Source organism: Paenibacillus sp. MDMC362, from assembly GCF_003269305.1.
GTDB lineage: Bacteria > Bacillota > Bacilli > Paenibacillales > Paenibacillaceae > Paenibacillus_AQ.
Genome location: NZ_QLYT01000038.1, coordinates 36,652 through 54,762 on the forward strand (window position 1 = coordinate 36,652; position 18,111 = coordinate 54,762).

Annotated in this window: 13 protein-coding genes; 12 read left to right on the top strand and 1 reads right to left on the bottom strand. The window is 51.2% G+C overall.

The window, feature by feature from the left end; translation table 11 throughout:
• Positions 1 to 4: 4 nt before the first annotated feature.
• From DP091_RS19230 to DP091_RS19280, 11 genes are all read left to right on the top strand, one after another.
• On the top strand, positions 5 to 964 hold the full coding sequence (locus DP091_RS19230; protein WP_113059812.1) for a carbohydrate ABC transporter permease: 960 nt from the start codon (positions 5 to 7) through the stop codon (positions 962 to 964).
• Positions 965 to 978: 14 nt separating this feature from the next.
• Complete coding sequence (locus DP091_RS19235) at positions 979 to 1,842, top strand: carbohydrate ABC transporter permease (RefSeq protein WP_181469880.1); 864 nt, start codon at positions 979 to 981, stop codon at positions 1,840 to 1,842.
• Between the two features lie 17 nt (positions 1,843 to 1,859).
• Complete coding sequence (locus DP091_RS19240) at positions 1,860 to 3,320, top strand: NHL repeat-containing protein (RefSeq protein ID WP_113059813.1); 1,461 nt, start codon at positions 1,860 to 1,862, stop codon at positions 3,318 to 3,320.
• Positions 3,317 to 3,943, top strand: coding sequence for a Yip1 family protein (locus DP091_RS19245; RefSeq protein ID WP_007130191.1), 627 nt, complete (start codon positions 3,317 to 3,319; stop codon positions 3,941 to 3,943). Before DP091_RS19240 ends, DP091_RS19245 begins: the two co-directional genes overlap by 4 nt.
• A gap of 12 nt (positions 3,944 to 3,955) precedes the next feature.
• Positions 3,956 to 6,514, top strand: a complete 2,559-nt coding sequence (locus DP091_RS19250) for a DUF5696 domain-containing protein (protein WP_113059814.1) — start codon at positions 3,956 to 3,958, stop codon at positions 6,512 to 6,514.
• Entirely contained in the window at positions 6,511 to 7,428 is a 918-nt protein-coding gene (locus DP091_RS19255) for a carbohydrate ABC transporter permease (RefSeq protein ID WP_113059815.1), read from the top strand. The genes DP091_RS19250 and DP091_RS19255 overlap by 4 nt, the downstream gene beginning before the upstream one ends.
• A 15-nt stretch (positions 7,429 to 7,443) precedes the next feature.
• On the top strand, positions 7,444 to 8,388 hold the full coding sequence (locus DP091_RS19260; RefSeq protein WP_113059816.1) for a carbohydrate ABC transporter permease: 945 nt from the start codon (positions 7,444 to 7,446) through the stop codon (positions 8,386 to 8,388).
• A 162-nt stretch (positions 8,389 to 8,550) separates the two neighbouring features.
• Positions 8,551 to 10,236, top strand: coding sequence for an extracellular solute-binding protein (locus tag DP091_RS19265; RefSeq protein ID WP_113059817.1), 1,686 nt, complete (start codon positions 8,551 to 8,553; stop codon positions 10,234 to 10,236).
• Positions 10,237 to 10,322: 86 nt separating this feature from the next.
• Positions 10,323 to 12,074: a sensor histidine kinase gene (locus DP091_RS19270; RefSeq protein WP_113059818.1), complete on the top strand. Its 1,752-nt coding sequence runs from the start codon at positions 10,323 to 10,325 to the stop codon at positions 12,072 to 12,074.
• Positions 12,067 to 13,689, top strand: a complete 1,623-nt coding sequence (locus tag DP091_RS19275) for a response regulator (protein WP_113059819.1) — start codon at positions 12,067 to 12,069, stop codon at positions 13,687 to 13,689. The genes DP091_RS19270 and DP091_RS19275 overlap by 8 nt, the downstream gene beginning before the upstream one ends.
• A gap of 171 nt (positions 13,690 to 13,860) precedes the next feature.
• Positions 13,861 to 15,525 carry a glycoside hydrolase family 43 protein gene (locus DP091_RS19280; RefSeq protein WP_113059820.1) on the top strand — a complete coding sequence of 555 codons (1,665 nt, stop codon included), beginning with the start codon at positions 13,861 to 13,863 and terminating at the stop codon, positions 15,523 to 15,525.
• Between the two features lie 110 nt (positions 15,526 to 15,635).
• Here DP091_RS19280 and DP091_RS19285 read toward each other — a convergent pair whose 3' ends face one another.
• A complete protein-coding gene (locus tag DP091_RS19285; RefSeq protein WP_113059821.1) occupies positions 15,636 to 16,415 on the bottom strand; it encodes a helix-turn-helix domain-containing protein in 780 nt (259 codons plus the stop codon).
• Positions 16,416 to 16,723: 308 nt separating this feature from the next.
• On the opposite strand from DP091_RS19285, the gene DP091_RS19290 reads away from it, so the two are divergent.
• Positions 16,724 to 18,031: an endo-1,4-beta-xylanase gene (locus tag DP091_RS19290; RefSeq protein WP_113059822.1), complete on the top strand. Its 1,308-nt coding sequence runs from the start codon at positions 16,724 to 16,726 to the stop codon at positions 18,029 to 18,031.
• Positions 18,032 to 18,111: the final 80 nt, after the last annotated feature.

The window sequence follows — 18,111 nt, forward strand, 5'->3', positions numbered from 1 at the left end:
GTCAATGCAAGGAGAACCAGTAATTCAAACCGTAAAGAGCCCCAAAGCGATTGTGCAGAAGAACAGCCGTTGGGTCTCTTTCACAAAAGAGTTGAAGCGCAGCAAGCACTATTATTTGCTGATGAGTCCGTATATGATTATTTTCTTTCTGTTTACGGTCATTCCGGTGGTTTTTTCCTTTGCACTAAGCTTCTTCTATTTCAACATGCTGGAATTTCCGAGGTTCGTCGGTTGGCAAAATTATTCGAGGCTGTTTCTGAATGATGATATCTTTATGATCGCCTTGAAAAATACGCTGATGTTCGCCGTCATTACGGGTCCCGTCAGTTATATCGCCTGTTTTGTATTCGCATGGATCATTAATGAATTGTCGCCAAAAGTGCGGGCGTTCATGACGTTGGTCTTTTATGCGCCTTCGATATCGGGCAACGTTTATTTCATTTGGCTCATCATCTTCTCCGGTGACAGCTACGGGTATTTAAACGGGTTTCTGATGAAGGCAGGCTTTATCCTGGAACCGATTCAATGGCTCCTGAATGAAAACTATATTCTATGGATCGTGATTATCGTACAGCTTTGGCTCAGCCTGGGCACCAGTTTCTTGGCGTTTATCGCCGGCCTGCAAACGATCGACAAGTCGTTGATCGAAGCCGGGGCGATGGACGGCATCAAAAATCGCTGGCAGGAGCTCTGGTATATTACGCTGCCGTCCATGAGGCCGCAGCTGATGTTCGGGGCCGTCATGCAGATTACAACCGCATTTGCCGTCGCGGATATCTCCATCGCGCTCGCCGGGTTTCCGAGCGTTAACTATGCGGCGCACACCATTGTTACCCATCTGATGGACTTCGGCACGATCCGCTTCGAACTCGGCTACGCCTCGGCCATTGCGACGTTCCTGTTCTTGCTGATGGTCGGGACCAACAAATTAACGCAAAAAATGTTGAGAAAGATAGGTGAGTAACGTTGGCTGCGAAAATGATTCGATATTTCCGGCTGCCGAGAACGCTGAACCGTTCTTTGCCCGTTAGCATTTTGCTGTTTGCGCTGCTCGCCTTGTTCGGAGCCTTCATGGCGTTGCCCTTGATTTACGCGGTGAACAACGCATTCAAGCCGCTGGACGAATTGTTCATATTCCCTCCGCGGTTCTTCGTGAACAATCCAACGATGGATAATTTCCTGGATTTGATGGTGTTAATGGGGAATTCGTGGGTGCCCTTATCGCGTTATTTCGCAAACACGCTGTTGATCACCATCATTGGCACGGCCGGACATATCCTGCTGGCGTCTGCAGCAGCCTATCCGCTGGCCAAATATCGGTTTCCCGGCTCAAGGGCGCTGTTTTCCATTGTGGTGCTCGCCTTGATGTTTTCGCCCCATGTTACGGCGATTCCCAACTATATGGTCATGTCTTGGCTGGGTTGGATCAATACGCATGCCTCCATCATCGTGCCTTCCTTGGCATTTCCGCTCGGGCTGTTTCTGATGAAGCAATTCATGGAGCAGATTCCCGATGCCCTGCTTGAGGCAGCCAAAATCGACGGGGCCAGCGAATATCGGATTTACTGGTCCATTGTGATGCCGAACGTGAAGCCTGCCTGGCTGACGCTGATGATTTTACAATTTCCGGCGCTTTGGGGCAGCGATGGGGGCAGCTTCATTTACAGCGAGCATCTGAAGACGTTACACTTCGCGCTCGGACAGATCACGGAGGGCGGAATCGCAAGAGCCGGCGTCGGCGCGGCTGTTGCACTGCTCCTGATGATCGTTCCCATTACGCTCTTTATCATCTCCCAGAGCAGTGTCATGCAGACGATGGCCACTTCAGGGATGAAGGACTAGAAAGGAGGCATGTCAGATTGATGAACAGCTTGCGCAAACTGAAAACGCCTCTCCTCATCATGATCTGCTGCTTATTGGGGGTTGGGGCAGGAGCGGGGAACGTAAGCGCCGAGAGCGCCTCGGACTCCTATATTTATTCCTATTGGGGCGATGCTGCGGCAGCGCCGGCCGCTTATGTAGCGACTGAATGGATAAGCGGCCCGGATCTGGGGACGGGAGCTTTCCAAGAGCCGAGCGATCTCCACGTCACCGCCGACAATCGCGTATACGTGCTGGATTCCGGCAACAATCGGATCGTTGTGCTGGACCATGATCTAAAGCTGGTAACCACCGTGGATTCCTTCACAAGAGAGGGCGAGCCGGATGCATTCCTACAACCGCAAGGAATCTTCGTGACCGATAACGGCGAGGTGCTCGTAGCGGACACCGGTAACAAACGGGTGGTTCACTTGGATTCGGAGTTTCAACTGATCAAGATCATCGATTCGCCGGAGTCGGAGCTATTGCAGGATTCGTTTAAATTCGAACCCGTGCGGGTCGTCATGGACCATGCGCAGCGAATTTACGTCATGGCTGCCGGCGTGTTTGACGGGTTCATGGAATTCGACGCCGAAGGGGCGTTTACTTCCTTCATCGGCGCGAATCGCGTTTATATCGATCCAATCGAATATTTCTGGAAGCAAATCTCGACCAAGGCGCAGCGCAGCCAGATGGTCATGTTTACGCCTACGGAGTTTACGAATCTGGATATTGACTCGGAAGGGTTCATCTATGCCACGAACGGGGACCAGTGGGGGAATAACATTAAGAAGCTTAATGCGCAAGGCAGCGATATTTTAAGAAGAACGGGGTATTCCGACCCGCAGGGCGACATTCTTTACCTCAGCAGCGAAGGTCCTTCTAAGCTGATCGACATCGATGTTACCGACAGCGAGATATACTCCATTCTCGATGGCAAGCGGGGACGGGTGTTCACTTACAACGGGGACGGACATCTGATGTACGTGTTCGGCGGGCTGGGGAACCAAATGGGCCAATTTCATACGCCGGCCGCCATCGACCGAATCGGCGAGGATTTTCTTGTATTGGATAAAGCGCTTGGCGAAATTACCGTCTTCCGAACGACCGAATACGGCCGAACGCTGAATGAAGCCGTCAAAAGCTATTATCGTGGCGAGGAAGAGACCGCTTTTGCGTTGTTTAATCGAACGATCGCCATGAATGCCAATCTGGAATTCGCCTATGCGGGGATCGGCAAAGCCTTGCTTCGTCAAGGCGATTATAAGGGTGCCATGATGCATTTCAAACGCAGCTTGGATCAGAAAAACTATTCGAAAGCATTCCTGCTATACCGCAAAGCGGTCATGAGGGAACATTTTCCGTTGATCATGACCATACTGTGCTTGGCCGGAATCGGGATATTTGCCGCATCCAGGCTTCGGAAAGTGAAGGAACGAAGAAAGGGGGCTTCCGCATGAGCAGGGAATGGATTCGGTTTCCCCTAAATCTCATGGTTCATCCCTTTGAGGGCTATTGGGACCTGAAATACGATCGCAATCGAAAATTCACGTTGATCATCTCGTTTTGCGTATTGTTTCTGGTTGCCGTTACGAACATTTTGGGGAGCCAGTACAGCGGTTTTCTAGTCCATGTGTACAATCCCGAGAGCATGAACAGCGTCATGGAAATCGTATATGTGATCGTACCGATCTTGTTCTGGTGCGTGGCTAACTGGTCGCTTACGACCTTGATGGACGGCGAGGGCAAATTCGTCGAAATTTTTACGTCGACCTGCTTCGCGCTCCTGCCGCTCGTGATCATACAGTTTCCATGGATCTGGCTCAGCAATCTCGTGTCGCTGCAAGAGACCGCATTCTATTATTTTTCCAACTCCGTTGCGGTTCTCTGGTTCGTTTACCTGCTGTTTGTCGGCAATATGACGGTACATCAGTTTTCCCCGTCCAAAACGATCGGAATTATGATGCTGACCCTGGTCGCCATGGGGTTTATGGCTTTTATCAGTTTGCTGTTTTTCAGTTTGGTCCAACAGATCGTGGCCTTTATTTCCGTCATCTATCAAGAATTGGTCATGAGAACTTAAGGAGGAGGAAGGATGGGCAATTTCGCTAAATACATGCTGCTTGCTGCCAGTGTGCTGACAGCGCTGATGATGGCCGGTTGTACGGATAAAGGACCGGCTAAGGCAGCTGGCGATGAAGGCAACGGGCCCGCCAACAGCTTTACGCCGGGAGCAGCCCTTAAGTCATCGTTCGTCAATCCGAGCGTCAACGGCATGAAAGGCATTGCCGAGAACGATCAGCTCCAGCTGCTAGCGGACGATCAGACGGGGGCGATCGCCGTCGTGCATAAGGCAAGCGGCGAAATTTGGCACAGCAATCCCCCCGGCCATCAGTCGGATCCGCTGGCTGCGGGCGTGAACAAAAGCTTGTTGTCCTCTCAGTTGAAGCTTGACTTTTATAACAGCTTCGGACAGATAAATTCGGTCAATTCGCACGCCGACAGCGCGGCTTACAAGCAAATCGGCATGGAGGAAATCCCAAACGGCGTTCGCGTTAACTACCGGTTCGGCACGGACAATAAAACGATGGACGACATGCCCAAGAAGATCAGCAAGTCCCGCTTTGAACAGAACCTGTTAAGCAAGCTGGACAGCGCCGGCCAGCGAACGCTGAAAATCGCGTACACGGAAGATGCCGAGCAAGGGGTGTATGTCCGGTCCGACGGCGCGCTCAAAGGTCTGCAGCTGGAGCGTGCGCTTAAAGCCTTTGAGGATGCCGGATATACCGAGGACGATTTGCTGGTGGACATCGAGGAGAACCATTTGGATCAGACCAAGCCTGAACCGCGGGTATTTCACGCCTCGATCGAATATACGCTGGACGGCGACAGTCTGATCGCCAAGCTTCCGGTTTCCAGCATTGATTTCCCCGCTGAATATCCGGTGAACACGATCTCGTTCCTGAGCTTCTTCGGTGCAGGGGGGGCGGAGGATAAGGGCTCAATCCTCGTTCCGGACGGATCGGGAGCGCTGATCCATTTTAATAACGGCAAGACGCAGTACCCTTCCTACCAGCAGAGCGTGTACGGAATGGACCGAACGATGAGCGGAATCGAAACGGCGGACAGCAGCCAGGACGTCAGGCTGCCGGTGTTCGGCATCATCCGTGAAGGCGGGGCATTTATCGGCATCATCGAGGAAGGGGCTCCGGCCGCGGCGATCAATGCCGACGTCAGCGGCAGACTGAACAGCTATAACTACGTATATCCGACGTTCACGGTAATCAACAAAGGCGACTTAAGCCTGGATGCAAACGGCCAGCAGCGCTCGCTCCCGAAGTTCCAGGAAGATCCGATGCGAAGCGATTTTTCGGTCCGGTATGCGTTCGTGGGCAAGCAGTCGGCTTCCTATCCGGGACTCGCCGCCTATTACAGGAATTATTTGGAGCAACAGGGAGGCCTCCCGGCAATTGCCGAGAGGAATGAAGAGAATATGCCGTTCTATCTGCAGCTCGTAGGAAGCATTTATAAGAAAAAGCATTTTGCAGGAATTCCGTATCGGGCGCTGGAGCCGCTCACAACGTTCGAACAAGCGCAAAGTATTCTGACAGAGATGGGCAAGCGAGGCATCCATGACATCAAATTGAAATATAGCGGCTGGTTCAACAATGGGCTGGCTCATGAGGTTCCAGGCAGCGTCTCCGTTGATCAACAGGTAGGAGGAGAGAAGGGACTTCGGCGTCTGTTATCCTATGCGAACGAGAATGGGGTAAAGCTGTATCCGGATGTCGCTATCCTTACCGCGCTGTCCGGTTCCGGGTTCAACGAGGCGAAGGAGGCGTCCAGAACGCTGCGAGGCATCCCCGCAGAGATCTATTCCTTCAATCCGGCGCTGAACCGGCGGGATCGGACCGGTTCGCCCGCCTATGTCATATCGCCGCGGTTCATAGGTAGCTACACGGAAGCTTTCTTAAAGGATTATGGAAAATACGGCGCTATTGGCGTGTCGCTGAGTGATCTTGCCGCCGAGCTGGACAGCGATTTTCGCAAGCATCGTCAAATTGACCGTACGGAGGCCGAGCAGTTGTCTCTGGATGCGCTGAACAAGATTTCAGATGCCAATCTTCAGGTCATGGCTGACGGAGGAAATGCTTATGCGCTGCCTTTCTTAACCGATATCACCCATGCGCCCATGTCTAGCAGCAGATTTAAAATCGAAGACGCGGAAATTCCGTTCTATCAAATGGTTGTCCGCGGGCATATCGATTACACGGGTGCGCCTTACAACCTGTCCGCGTATACCGACGCCAAACCTTATATTTTGAAGTGTTTGGAGTACGGTGCTGGCGTGTATTTTCAATGGTTCCATGAACCTAATCACAAAATAAAGGACACAGAGCATAACGAACTGTTCTCTGCCAATTACGCGTTATGGATCGACGAGGCCTCCCGCATCTATGAGGAAGTCAATGCATTTCTGAAAAAGGTTCGCCATGAGCGGATCGTCGGGCATGACGAATTGGCTGACGGCGTGTTCAAGACGACATACGAGAGCGGCGTTTACGTCATCGTGAATTACAATCGTGCACCGATGACGATAGATGGCGTAACGATTGAAGCTGAAAGCTATGTGACGGGTGGTGAAGCGCCATGAAATCCATAACCCAGCGATTTGGGCGAAAGCAGCGAAGCTATGGGAAACAGAAGGCATTATGGGGCATTGCATATGTGATGCCTTGGCTGCTCGGCTTTATCTTTTTCTTCCTGATCCCTTTGCTGACTTCCCTAACCTACAGTTTTAGCACCGTAACGGCAAATTCCGAAGGAATCGGCATTACGTTTATGGGGATGAAAAATTACGTGACTGCCTTTACGGTCAACACCAGCTTTAACCGGATGCTGACCGAGGCGATCGTGAACATGGCGGTGAACGTGCCCCTAATCGTTATATTCAGTCTCTTTCTGGCCGTCGTCCTGAATCAGAAATTCCTTGGCCGTTCCTTTGCCAGATCGATATTCTTCCTGCCCGTCATTCTTGCTTCCGGGGTCATTCTGACCCTGGAAAGCAGCAGCCTCGTTCAGGCGATCAATGATCAGAACGCCGGTTCCGGCGGGCTGATTAACGCATTGGGAAGCTTTGAACTCGAGCGATTAATGCTTCAGGCCGGCGTAAGCGAGACGATCGTAAACTATTTAACGGGAGCCGTGGATCGTATTTATGAGATCGTAAGCCAATCCGGCGTGCAGATCCTTATTTTCCTGGCAGGCATACAGACGATATCCCCCCAGCTGTACGAAGCGTCCAAGATGGAAGGAGCTACGGGTTATGAAGCCTTCTGGAAAATCACGTTTCCGATGGTCAGCCCGCTGATTCTGGTCAACATGATCTATACGATTATCGACTCGTTCTCCCGAAATGAGCTGACAGACTTAATCAAGACCACGGGCTTCGTCCAATTCGATTTCGGCCTTAGCTCAGCGATGGCCTGGATTTACTTCTTGGCCATCTCCATCATCCTGTTGATCAGCACGTACTTTGTATCCAGAAAGGTCTTTTACCATGAATAGAAGAAGGTGAATGCAATGTCGGTTTCTCGGTGGCTATCGCTCGAAAACTGGAAACGATGGCTCTGGTCTTTCATACGTTTAACATTGATCGCTGGCTTGTCCTTTGTCATTCTGTATCCGATTCTGCAAAAAATCTCGACGGCCATCAAAGACAAGGCCGATCTTTATTCACCGGTCGTCGTATGGATTCCGGAAAATTTCACAATGAGCAATTTCCTTGATGCGATCCGCATCATGGATTACTGGGAAACGCTGTTCAACACGTTTGCGCTGTCCGCGACGACGACGGTCTTGACGGCCGCTTCTTGCGCGCTGGCGGGTTACGGCTTTGCCCGTTTGAAATTCAAGGGCAGCCAGCTTTTATTCGCCTGTGTCGTCCTGACGATTCTGGTGCCCCCAACCACGATTCTCATTCCCATTTACTTGAATCTGAAAGACTTTACGCTGATGGGCCTGATTCCGCTCCTCACCGGCAAGTCCGTCAACCTGTTGAACAGCTATTGGCCGTTCATTCTGACTTCGCTGACCGCCAATTCGCTTAAAGCCGGTTTGTACATCTTTATTTTCCGGCAATTCTTCCGCGGCATTCCGAAGGAAGTGGAGGAGGCGGCTTATATTGACGGCGCGGGCGTCGGAACCACCTTCACCCGCATCATGATGCCGAACGCGATTCCTGCCATCATTACCACGACGTTGTTCTCCTTCGTCTGGCAGTGGAACGACAGCTTCTACACGACGACGTATCTGACTTCAAGCAAAGTCATGTCCACCCAGCTGTCGTCGCTGCCGTACAACCTGTCCATTATGCTGGGCGGCGATCCGTCGAAGGCAGACCCTTTTTATTTGAGTATGGTACAGGATACCGGCATTTTGCTGGCCATCCTTCCCTTGATCGTCATCTATTTGTTCGTTCAGCGCTATTTCGTGGAAAGTATCGAGCGTACCGGCATCGTGGGTTAACATTTCAAGCTGAAGACCGCCACCCCGAATCTAGGGGTTGCGGTTTTTTTATTTGCATACGAGCAACGCGTAAATAACGGGATAGGAAGTAAATAAATGTTTATTGTGGGCTTGGGTCATTAAAGTATAATAATACAATTAATCGATAGGAGAGGGTGTTATCTGTTGCTGATTGTAAAGAACTTGTCCAAGGTCATGTTAAGCGCGTTACTGTTAGGCTCAACGCTGGCGTCCTGCCACCAAAACAGCGGTATCGACCCTAATCAGGATCGGAAAACACTGGGAGAGGGCATATACAGCGATAAGTCTTTAAGCGCCTATCATCCGCCGATCGAAGTCACGTTTGTGAGAGAAATCGGCGACGGCTTGGAAGATATTCTGAAGGCATTGCCTGATGAAACGCTGGAGGACAATCGTTGGAGTCAGTTGTACGAACAAGTTCTGGGCATCCAAATCAAATACAAATGGTCTGTGAGAAGCGAGCAATACCACAAAAAGCTGGATATTATGCTGGCTTCAGGGGACATTCCGGATATCGTCAAGGTCAATGCCCAGCAGCTCAGGCAGCTGAGCCATGCCGGTTTGATTCAGGATCTGACGCAGGTTTACAAGGAATATGCTTCGCCGTTGACACAGCAAGTTCACCGTCAAGAAGGGAGCGGTACCTTGGAATCCGGCATGATCGACGGCAAGCTGATGGGCATCCCGGAGACCGATTCCTCCATTGAAAAAGCGATGTTTCTGTGGATTCGTACGGATTGGCTGGACCGATTGGAGCTGTTGCCACCAAAAACGATGGATGACGTTCTTGAAATTTCGAAAGCGTTTACAGAGGAGGATCCCGACGGAAATGGCCATCAAGACACCTATGGAATAGCGGCTACCCAATATTTGTGGGACCCTGTCATGGGTTTAACCGGATTCATGGCCGGTTATGGAGCTTACCCGAACATATGGCTTGAAGAAGAGAGCGGCAAGCTCGTATACGGAGGCATTCAGCCTGAAGTGAAACAGGCGCTCAAGGCGCTTCAGGATATGTATAACAATCGTGAAATCGACAGTGAATTCATTTTTAAAAACGGAGGCAAAGCAAAACAGCTCGTTGCCGATAGGAAGATCGGCATGGTCTATGGCGAGCAATGGGGAGCATTCTTGCTTCAGTCCAGCCGCAGCGTCGATCCCGATGCGGAGTGGCAGGCTTTTCCCATTGTTACTGACTCGGGCATAGCGTCAAAGGTTCCGCTTAAATTTACTACAAGTTCTTTTTACGCCGTAAGAAAGGATTTTGCTTACCCGGAAGCGATTCTCAAAATGTTCAACCTGCATCTTGAAAAAAATTGGGGCAAAACGGCAGAGTACGAGACTTACTACAACAATGTCATGCCCGTGTGGGGATTGTCTCCCGTGACTCCTTTCCCGGCTGATAAAAATCTCAAGGCGTATCGGCAAATCACCGAAGCGCGTCGTCAGGGCACGACGTCCCAGTTACAGGGCGAGCCCGGATTCATACAAGGCCGAATCGATCGATATCTGAATAAGACAGAAGATGGCGAATCGGGCTGGGGTTGGGAGAAGATCTACGGGCCGTCCGGTGCGATGAGTATTCTCGACCAATACGAGGAAAACCATCAATTGTTGTTCGATGCTTTTGCCGGCGCTCCGACCGAAACGATGATTGAAAAACAAACGATTCTGGACAATCTTCAGCATGATTATTTTGCCAATATCATACTCGGCGAGCCCGTAGAACAATTCGACCGGTTCGTGGAGGAATGGTATCGGCTTGGCGGTGCTGACATTACGGCTGAAGTGAATCAATGGCATGAGGACAAAAAAAGCCGTCCATAAAAAATATGCCGCACACGCACGGTTGGCTCTAAAGGCCGGCCGGCGGCCGATTAACACGCATATTCACACACATCGGAGGAGTTTAATTGCTTAAGTTACCCGTGAATTCCATTCGTAATACTATCTTTATTCGACTGGTCGCTACTTATCTCTTCGTCATTCTTCCGCTTATCATTCTCGGTGTTTATCTGTATAACTGGAGTTACCAATACGCTAGCCAGGAAGTATCCAAAAATACGCAAGCGCAGCTTTCGGCATACCTGGACGGGTTGAACCGGGAAATCGAATGGCTGGAAATTCAGCAATACGATATTTTGCAGGATGAGGAACTGAACAAAATGGTGCTGACATGGGATATGATGAGCACGGTCGAAAGAAAAGCAAGCCTGCATTATTTGCTGCCGCGGCTGGTCTCCATCAAAAACAGCAGTGTCTACATAAAAGACGTATTCATTCATATCCGCAGCATGGATAAAACGATTTCGGCCATGACCGCGATGAATGCATTCGACTCGAGACGGTATAACCATGTCTATGCAGGAGAGGCGAGCGGCAATCAAAGACTGCTGCAGATCGACGATACTTTCCATCTTGTGGCGGCCAAATACGGAGCTAGAAAAGGGGAAGAGCCGCTTCTGATCGTTCAGATCGAACTGGATGCGAGCAAACTCAGGGAATCCCTGATGCAAATCAGCGTATATCCGGAAAGCGGGGCTTTTATCGTCTCCGAGCCGTCCGGCTTTGCCCTGGCCAGCCATGAGGAGGCGGATCGTTTAATGAGAGAGGCCAAGCAGGCCATCCAACATGCGAATCGTCAAATTCTGACTATCGGCACAGGCAGGTATTTGATCGACAAGGCGTATTCCGACAAGCTGGACCTATCCGTGTTTACGTACCTGCCCACTGAGGCTGTGAAACGGCCGTTAAGTAAATTTTATGTCTGGGCATGGCTGTTTGCAGGCACGACCCTCTTAGCGATTGCCATCTATGCGGTTTCGACGTACAAATTGGTTCATAAACCGCTGCTTCTGCTTGTCCAAAGCTTCAGAAAAATGGAGGATGGCATGTTTAATATCCGGATCAGGCACGGACAAAGGGACGAGTTCGGCTATTTGTACGATCGATTCAATCAGATGCTCTTCAAGCTGCAGCATCTGATTGACCAGAATTTCAGGCACAAGCTCATGATGCAAAGGGCGGAGCTGAAACAGCTCCAATCCCAGATCAATCCCCACTTTTTATATAACAGCTTCTTCATCCTGAGCTCCCTGGCCAAAACGGGGGATGTCACGCAAATCGAGTTGTTCACGAACATGCTGGGAGAATATTTTCGATTCATTACCCGCAATGATGCGGACAACGTTCCATTGCTGGAAGAGACGAGGCATTCCCGCATTTATACCGAGATTCAAAAGCTCCGATTTTCAAGGCGCATTCGCGTAGAATTCGGCGAGCTGCCGAAGGAAATGGAGGCCATCAAGGTGCCGCGATTGATCATTCAGCCCATTATCGAAAATGCCTACGAGCACAGCCTCGAAAAGATGCAGGATGAAGGCTTGCTGCGTGTGTCGTTTCATCTGGATGACCAAGAAGCTTCCATCGTGATTGAAGAGAACGGGAACGGGCTGACGGATAACGATATCGACATGCTAAATAAGAGGCTTGAACGCACTGCCGAATCCGCCGAATCCCCTGAAGTGACGGGACTTATCAACATCCATCGGCGAATTGCCCTGACGTACGGGGAAAGGAGTGGATTAGTTCTTTCAAGGAGTCCATTGAACGGACTGCGGGTCCAAATTCGAATCAGGCTGACGGAGGGGAATGAACATGTATAGACTGCTGGTCGTCGACGATGAAGAGATTATTACGAACAGTTTGTACGAAGTATTTCATCAGTGGATGCCCGAGAAGCTTGACGTTTGCCGGGCATACTCCGGCAAGGAAGCGCTGAACTGGATGTCGCGCACGAGAATCGACATCGTCCTGACGGACATACGCATGCCGGGCATGAGCGGATTGGAATTGACGGAGAGCATCCGGGCTCTCTGGCCAAGGTGCAGAATTATCTTTCTGACCGGTTACAGCGATTTCGATTACGCCTATCAAGCGATTCAGATGCCCAATGTCCGCTATTTGTTGAAGATGGAAGGCTTCGATAAGGTCATGGAGGTCGTGAAGGAAGTCATTCATGAAATCGAGCGCGGCAACCGCATGAATGAATGGCTCATGCAGTCCCGCGTGCAGATCGAAGCGCTGGAATGGATGGAGCAGGGAGAATACTTCCGGCAATTCGTGGCGGACAGCAGCCTGCTGGGACAGGAGAAGGAAGCCATGCTGAGCGATTTCCGGATCTTGAACATCGGATTGGATCCGAAATTCCCTGTGCTGCTGGCTCTTGGCCGCGTAGCTTATTCAGCAGGCAAAGCGTATGCAGAAAAGAAAAACAGCCATCGCTCGGTGAGGCTGATTTGGAATTCTTTTATGGATGAGCATGTCCGAAGCATCGGAGTCCTGGACAAACACGGGGATTTATTATGGATGCTTCAGCCGCGGTCCGAGAATCCATCCGGTGATCGCCTTGTACTTTATTTGGAAGGGACGCTTGAACTAATCCAGGAAGCCTGCCTGGATTCTCTGGGACTTGCCGTATCGTTCACCATAAGCGGCTTCCCCTGCCGGTGGGAGGATGTAACCCCTCAATATGAACGGCTGCGAAGGCTCCAGCAGTTAAAGATGGGTGACGGCATTCCGATGATCCTGAAGGATCAAATCGACTCTTCCCAAGCGCCTCACTGCAAGGAAGGAGTGGAGACGAGCCATAAGGCGGGCATCTTGGAAGCCCACTTGGAGGCCGGAAGGGAGAACGAATTCATGAATGAATTGGAGCAATTGTCGGAATTCGTGCTGAACGGAGACGATCATCATCAGCATGCTGCACAAGCCTATTACTCTATCGCTCTTGTGCTGTATGCGAAGCTGACCCGGCTTGGGCTTCAGGACCCCACCGGTGAACGGGGGAAGCTGCTGGACTTGGAAGGACATGATTCCATGAAGGAAGCTTTTCGGTATTTGAGGCGAACGGCCGAAGATATTTTCGATTTCAAGCGCATGGATGAACGAGGCAAAACCGCGCATGTCATTGATCGGGTATGCCAGTATATCGAGGAGCATCTGGATCAGGACATCACCCTCGTGCATCTAGCCGAACGCTATTTTTTCAATCCCTCCTATCTCTCGCGTTTGTTCAAGCAAGAACGCGGAATCAATCTTTCGGAATATATCGAAAAGTGCCGAATACGGAGAGCAAAGGAGCTGCTTAAGGAGGGGGATTTGAAGGTAAGGGACGTGGCTCCTCTAGTCGGATACGACGCCGCCCATTCCTTCACCCGCTTCTTCAAAAAGGCGACGGGTTTAACGCCGCAGGAGTACCGGGACCATCTCGTAAAATAGGCAGGCAACCTGTCATTTGCCCGGTGTTTTCAGATGGAATGTCCGGTTGTTGTCCTGATTACCAAAAGGTACACTTTTTACGAACAATTCCGTTCATGTCGACCCGCGTGGGGACTGACCAGATCGGAATGACAGGTCACCAAGTAACGATGAAGGAGGGCGTGTTCAGGGATGAAGCCCGGAAAGCCGTTACTGGTCATATCTACCGTATTTGCTTTCGTTTGCATAATCGTTGTTTTTGCAAACCTAGCGAGTCGTGGCCAAGACGATCCAAAAATGTTAAACCAGGAGCTGAGTGACAAGATGAGTGATGAAATCAAAGCCGGCAAAACAGGAACTGAAATGATGAGCCAGGGAAGCAGCGGCAATGCTGCGAGCCGGGATGCTGACAGCACCCGCGGGGAGGCTGCGGCCGCAATCAGCAAGATTCCGCCGAACGGGAATCCGGTCGTCTCCCATAAATTCGGCGCGGATCCCTATGCGCTGGCAGTTGACGGACGTGTTTATTTATATAACACGTACGACGCATTGGAGTATGACGGTGGCGGGAATGTCAAGGACAACAGCTACAGCACGATCAACAAGCTGTCCGTCATCTCTTCATCGGACCTGGTCAACTGGACCGATCACGGAGCAATCCAGGTCGCGGGACCGACCGGCGCTGCCGCATGGGCAACGCAATCGTGGGCGCCAGCGGCCGCGCATAAGGTGATTGACGGCGAGGACCGCTTCTTTTTGTATTTTGCCAACAATGCCAGCGGCATCGGCGTGCTGATGAGCGACAGCCCTGTTGGCCCGTGGACGGATCCGATCGGAAAGCCGCTGATCACAAGAAACACGCCGGGCGTGGAAGGTGTCACGTGGCTGTTTGATCCCGCCGTGCTCGTTGACGACGACGGGAAAGCCTATATCTACTTTGGCGGCGGCATTCCGGAAGGCGAAGCCGAAATGCCGAATACGGCTCGCGTCATGCAGCTTGGCGACGATATGATCAGCGTGCTTGGCGAAGCCGTCACGATTCCGGCTCCTTATATGTTCGAGGATTCAGGGATTAACAAATTTGACGGAAAGTACTACTATACCTACTGCTCCAATTTCTCGGAAGGAACGCGGTCGGAGAATAGCCCCCCTCCCGGCGAAATCGCCTATATGGTCAGTGAGCATCCGATGGGCCCATGGACGTATCAAGGGACCATATTGAAAAATCCCGGGCATTTCTTCGGGGTCGGAGGGAATAATCATCACGCCATCTTTCAGTTCCAACAACACTGGTATATTGCCTATCACGCCCAAACGTTGTCAAAGTCCATGGGGGTTCCGAAAGGCTATCGCTCCACCCATCTGAACCGCGTTTATTTCGAGACGGACGGTACCATCCGGGAGATAGACGCTGATATGGAAGGCGTGAAGGGGATCCAGCCGCACAATCCCTTCCAGCGAACGGAGGCAGTAACGATGGCATGGAATGCCGGAATTCAAGTCAATCCGTCTACGGCTGCTGAAGACTCGCAGGACAGCCCGATATTGGCGGTCACGGACATCCACGACCGGGACTGGATCGCAGTGGCCAATGTTGATTTTGGGAAAGGAGCATCCGCGTTTACGGCTTGGGTCTCGGGAGTGGAAGGAGGAGGAAGCCTGGAGCTTCGGCTGGACCATCCGGAAGGAGAACGGATCGGCACAGTGAACGTACCGCCAGCATCCGGTGCGAAGCAGCGTCAGGAAATATCCATTGAAGTTTCAGGCGCATCCGGCATCCATCATCTTTACTTCGTATTTACCGGAAAGCAGGATCAGAAGTTATTTGACTTCGAAGCATGGCAATTTGAGCTGTGAATGCATATATACAGCCCGTCCATACTTAACGTGATGAGGGCAAGCTAAAAAGGCGCTCGTGAGTCAAGCAGCGCCTTTTTAGGTGCTTCAGGTAAAAATGTACGTACAAGTTAGTTCTGGCCAGAAGCAACGGGAACCGGAACCGTACGGGAGCCTTGTAATTTTCTATACTTGTTAGCGCTTACGCCGGCATAAGACTTGAATTTTTTATAGAACCAATCCATATCGTTGTATCCCACCGCGTCAGCGATTTCGTATATCTTCATGTCGGTATGCGTCAGCAAGAATTTCGCTTTCTCCATTCGCTGTTGCAGCAGATATTCGTTAAACGTCATTTTCTCGTGGAACTTGAACTTCTGCACCAAGTAGGAATAGTTGAAATGCATCCGCTCGGCAATTTCTTTTAAGGTGATGTTTTGGTACATCGAATCCTTCAAATATTCCTTGACCTCTTGAATGACCTGATCCTCCTTTTCCGCATGGACATGGGACAATCTATTATCCGGATGCCCGTCACCTGAATGGGGTGTCGGCGAGATCGTCCGTAAGCAAGTGTTGAGCTCTTCGACCGTGAACGGTGCAGGCAGATAATCGTTAACTTGCAGCTGCAAGGCTTTCCGGGTCCAATAAAAATCCGTGCTGCCTCCGGTAACAATGATGGGAACCTGGCTTACGCACCGGATGTTTGCGCATAGCTCCATACCTTCGGAATCTGAGCCGAGCGCATGGATAATCACCAAGGTGTAAGGCTCCAAAGCAATGAATTGCATGGCGGACGAGGAGGACCTGACGCAGCGGCGCCGCGAGCATCTCAACTCATTCCAATCCGGCCGGATTCCCGGTGTTGCTTCATCATAGGATTGCAGATCAACAAACAGAACATCGTGCACAAAAGCTTCCCCCCAACTTCGTTGTAATAACGCTTTCATACGGTTTGATAACATTATGGGGAACAGAAACCCGAATCACAATGTGCCGATTTTTATATTTCTAACCGATATTTACTTCTTACAGAAATATAAGGAGCCTGTGTACGCGGAAGAAACATTGGCAACCCGAGATTGGACGGGTGAACGATCCCAAATTTGGCAGGTTGTTTCAACAAAATGTAAGCGCTAATATGGAGTTATGATTTATTCGGGCCGGGTCCCATAGCGGGATCCCTATCACTTGCTCGAAGTGGAAAGGAGGTCATGCTTTGCTTCGAATGCCTAAACGCGGCCGATGGGCGGCCACGGCAGTGGCAGCTGCGGTAGCAGCGTCCGTCGTTGTCCTGTTAATCCTGCCCCAAATGGGCAGCCGTAACAAGCCGCCCGCCGAAAGTCAGTCTCCAGGAAAACCGGGGGAAGAAGCAGTGGAGCTAAGAGGGGATTCCGAAGCGTCGAACGAGAAACCGAATGCCGAATCCCCTGCGGGAACTAACCAAACGGCGTCAACCGAGCCACAGGCACAGCCGTCCGCATCACAAGATATTCCCTCGCTGCATGAACTCTTTGAGGAGGATTTTCCGATCGGCGCCGCGATCGAACCGAACCAGACGAGCGGTCCAACATCGGAATTGCTGAAGAAGCATGTCCGCTGGCTGGTGGCGGAGAATGTCATGAAGCCGGATGCGATCCAGCCGTCGGAAGGCCAATTTATATGGACAAATGCCGACCGGATCGTGGAATTTGCCAAGGAGAGCAACATGCAGGTCCGTTTCCACACGCTGGTCTGGCATACCCAAGTCGGGGCATGGTTTTTCCAAGATGCGGAAGGCAAGCCGATGGTGGAGGAGACAGACCCCAAGCGCCAGGAAGCGAACAAAAAATTGCTGCTTGAACGCCTGGATACCCACGTAAGGACGATCGTCGGCCGATATAAAGACGAGATTACGTCTTGGGACGTAGTGAATGAAGTCATTGAACCGGGGGATCCGGACGGAATGCGCGCGAGCGAATGGTATAAAATAGCCGGTACCGATTACATCGCAACGGCATTCCGAGCGGCTCGGGAAGCAGGAGGACCCGAAGCAAAGCTATATATTAACGATTACGGCACGGATAACCCTGTGAAAAGGGACCTTTTGTTTCAGCTGGTGAAAGATTTGCTGGAGCAAGGTGTTCCGATCGACGGGGTCGGACATCAGACGCATATTGACATTTATGGCCCATCGGTGGATTCCATCATCGCCTCGATGCGAAAATTCGCGGAGCTGGGCCTCGACAATCTTGTCACCGAGCTCGATATGAGCATTTATGCGTGGAATGACCGTAGTGATTACGGCCAAGATCTTCCGCATGAAATCCTGAACCTGCAAGCCGATCGGTATGGCGAGTTGTTCAAGGCATTCCGTCAAAACAAGGACATCTTCAGCGGCGTCGTTTTTTGGGGCATCGCCGACGACCATACCTGGCTTCATGGTTTTCCGGTCGCACGTACCAATGCGCCTTTGCTGTTCGACCGACAGCATCAGCCCAAACCGGCGTTTTGGGCCGTTGTTAAGGCGGCAAGATTTGAGTTATAGACCGAAGTTTTCGGATTGCCGGGCTAACGAGGATGAATGCGCATACCTTACTGCCGCTCACTAAAAAAAACGTTGATAAG

Excerpts from the sequence above, each read along its gene's own strand:
- DP091_RS19230 (WP_113059812.1), top strand. The coding sequence starts at position 5 with ATGCAAGGAGAACCAGTAATTCAAACCGTAAAGAGCCCCAAAGCGATT.
- DP091_RS19235 (WP_181469880.1), top strand. The coding sequence starts at position 979 with ATGATTCGATATTTCCGGCTGCCGAGAACGCTGAACCGTTCTTTGCCC.
- DP091_RS19245 (WP_007130191.1), top strand. The coding sequence starts at position 3,317 with ATGAGCAGGGAATGGATTCGGTTTCCCCTAAATCTCATGGTTCATCCC.
- DP091_RS19250 (WP_113059814.1), top strand. The coding sequence starts at position 3,956 with ATGGGCAATTTCGCTAAATACATGCTGCTTGCTGCCAGTGTGCTGACA.
- DP091_RS19255 (WP_113059815.1), top strand. The coding sequence starts at position 6,511 with ATGAAATCCATAACCCAGCGATTTGGGCGAAAGCAGCGAAGCTATGGG.
- DP091_RS19260 (WP_113059816.1), top strand. The coding sequence starts at position 7,444 with ATGTCGGTTTCTCGGTGGCTATCGCTCGAAAACTGGAAACGATGGCTC.
- DP091_RS19275 (WP_113059819.1), top strand. The coding sequence starts at position 12,067 with ATGTATAGACTGCTGGTCGTCGACGATGAAGAGATTATTACGAACAGT.
- DP091_RS19280 (WP_113059820.1), top strand. The coding sequence starts at position 13,861 with ATGAAGCCCGGAAAGCCGTTACTGGTCATATCTACCGTATTTGCTTTC.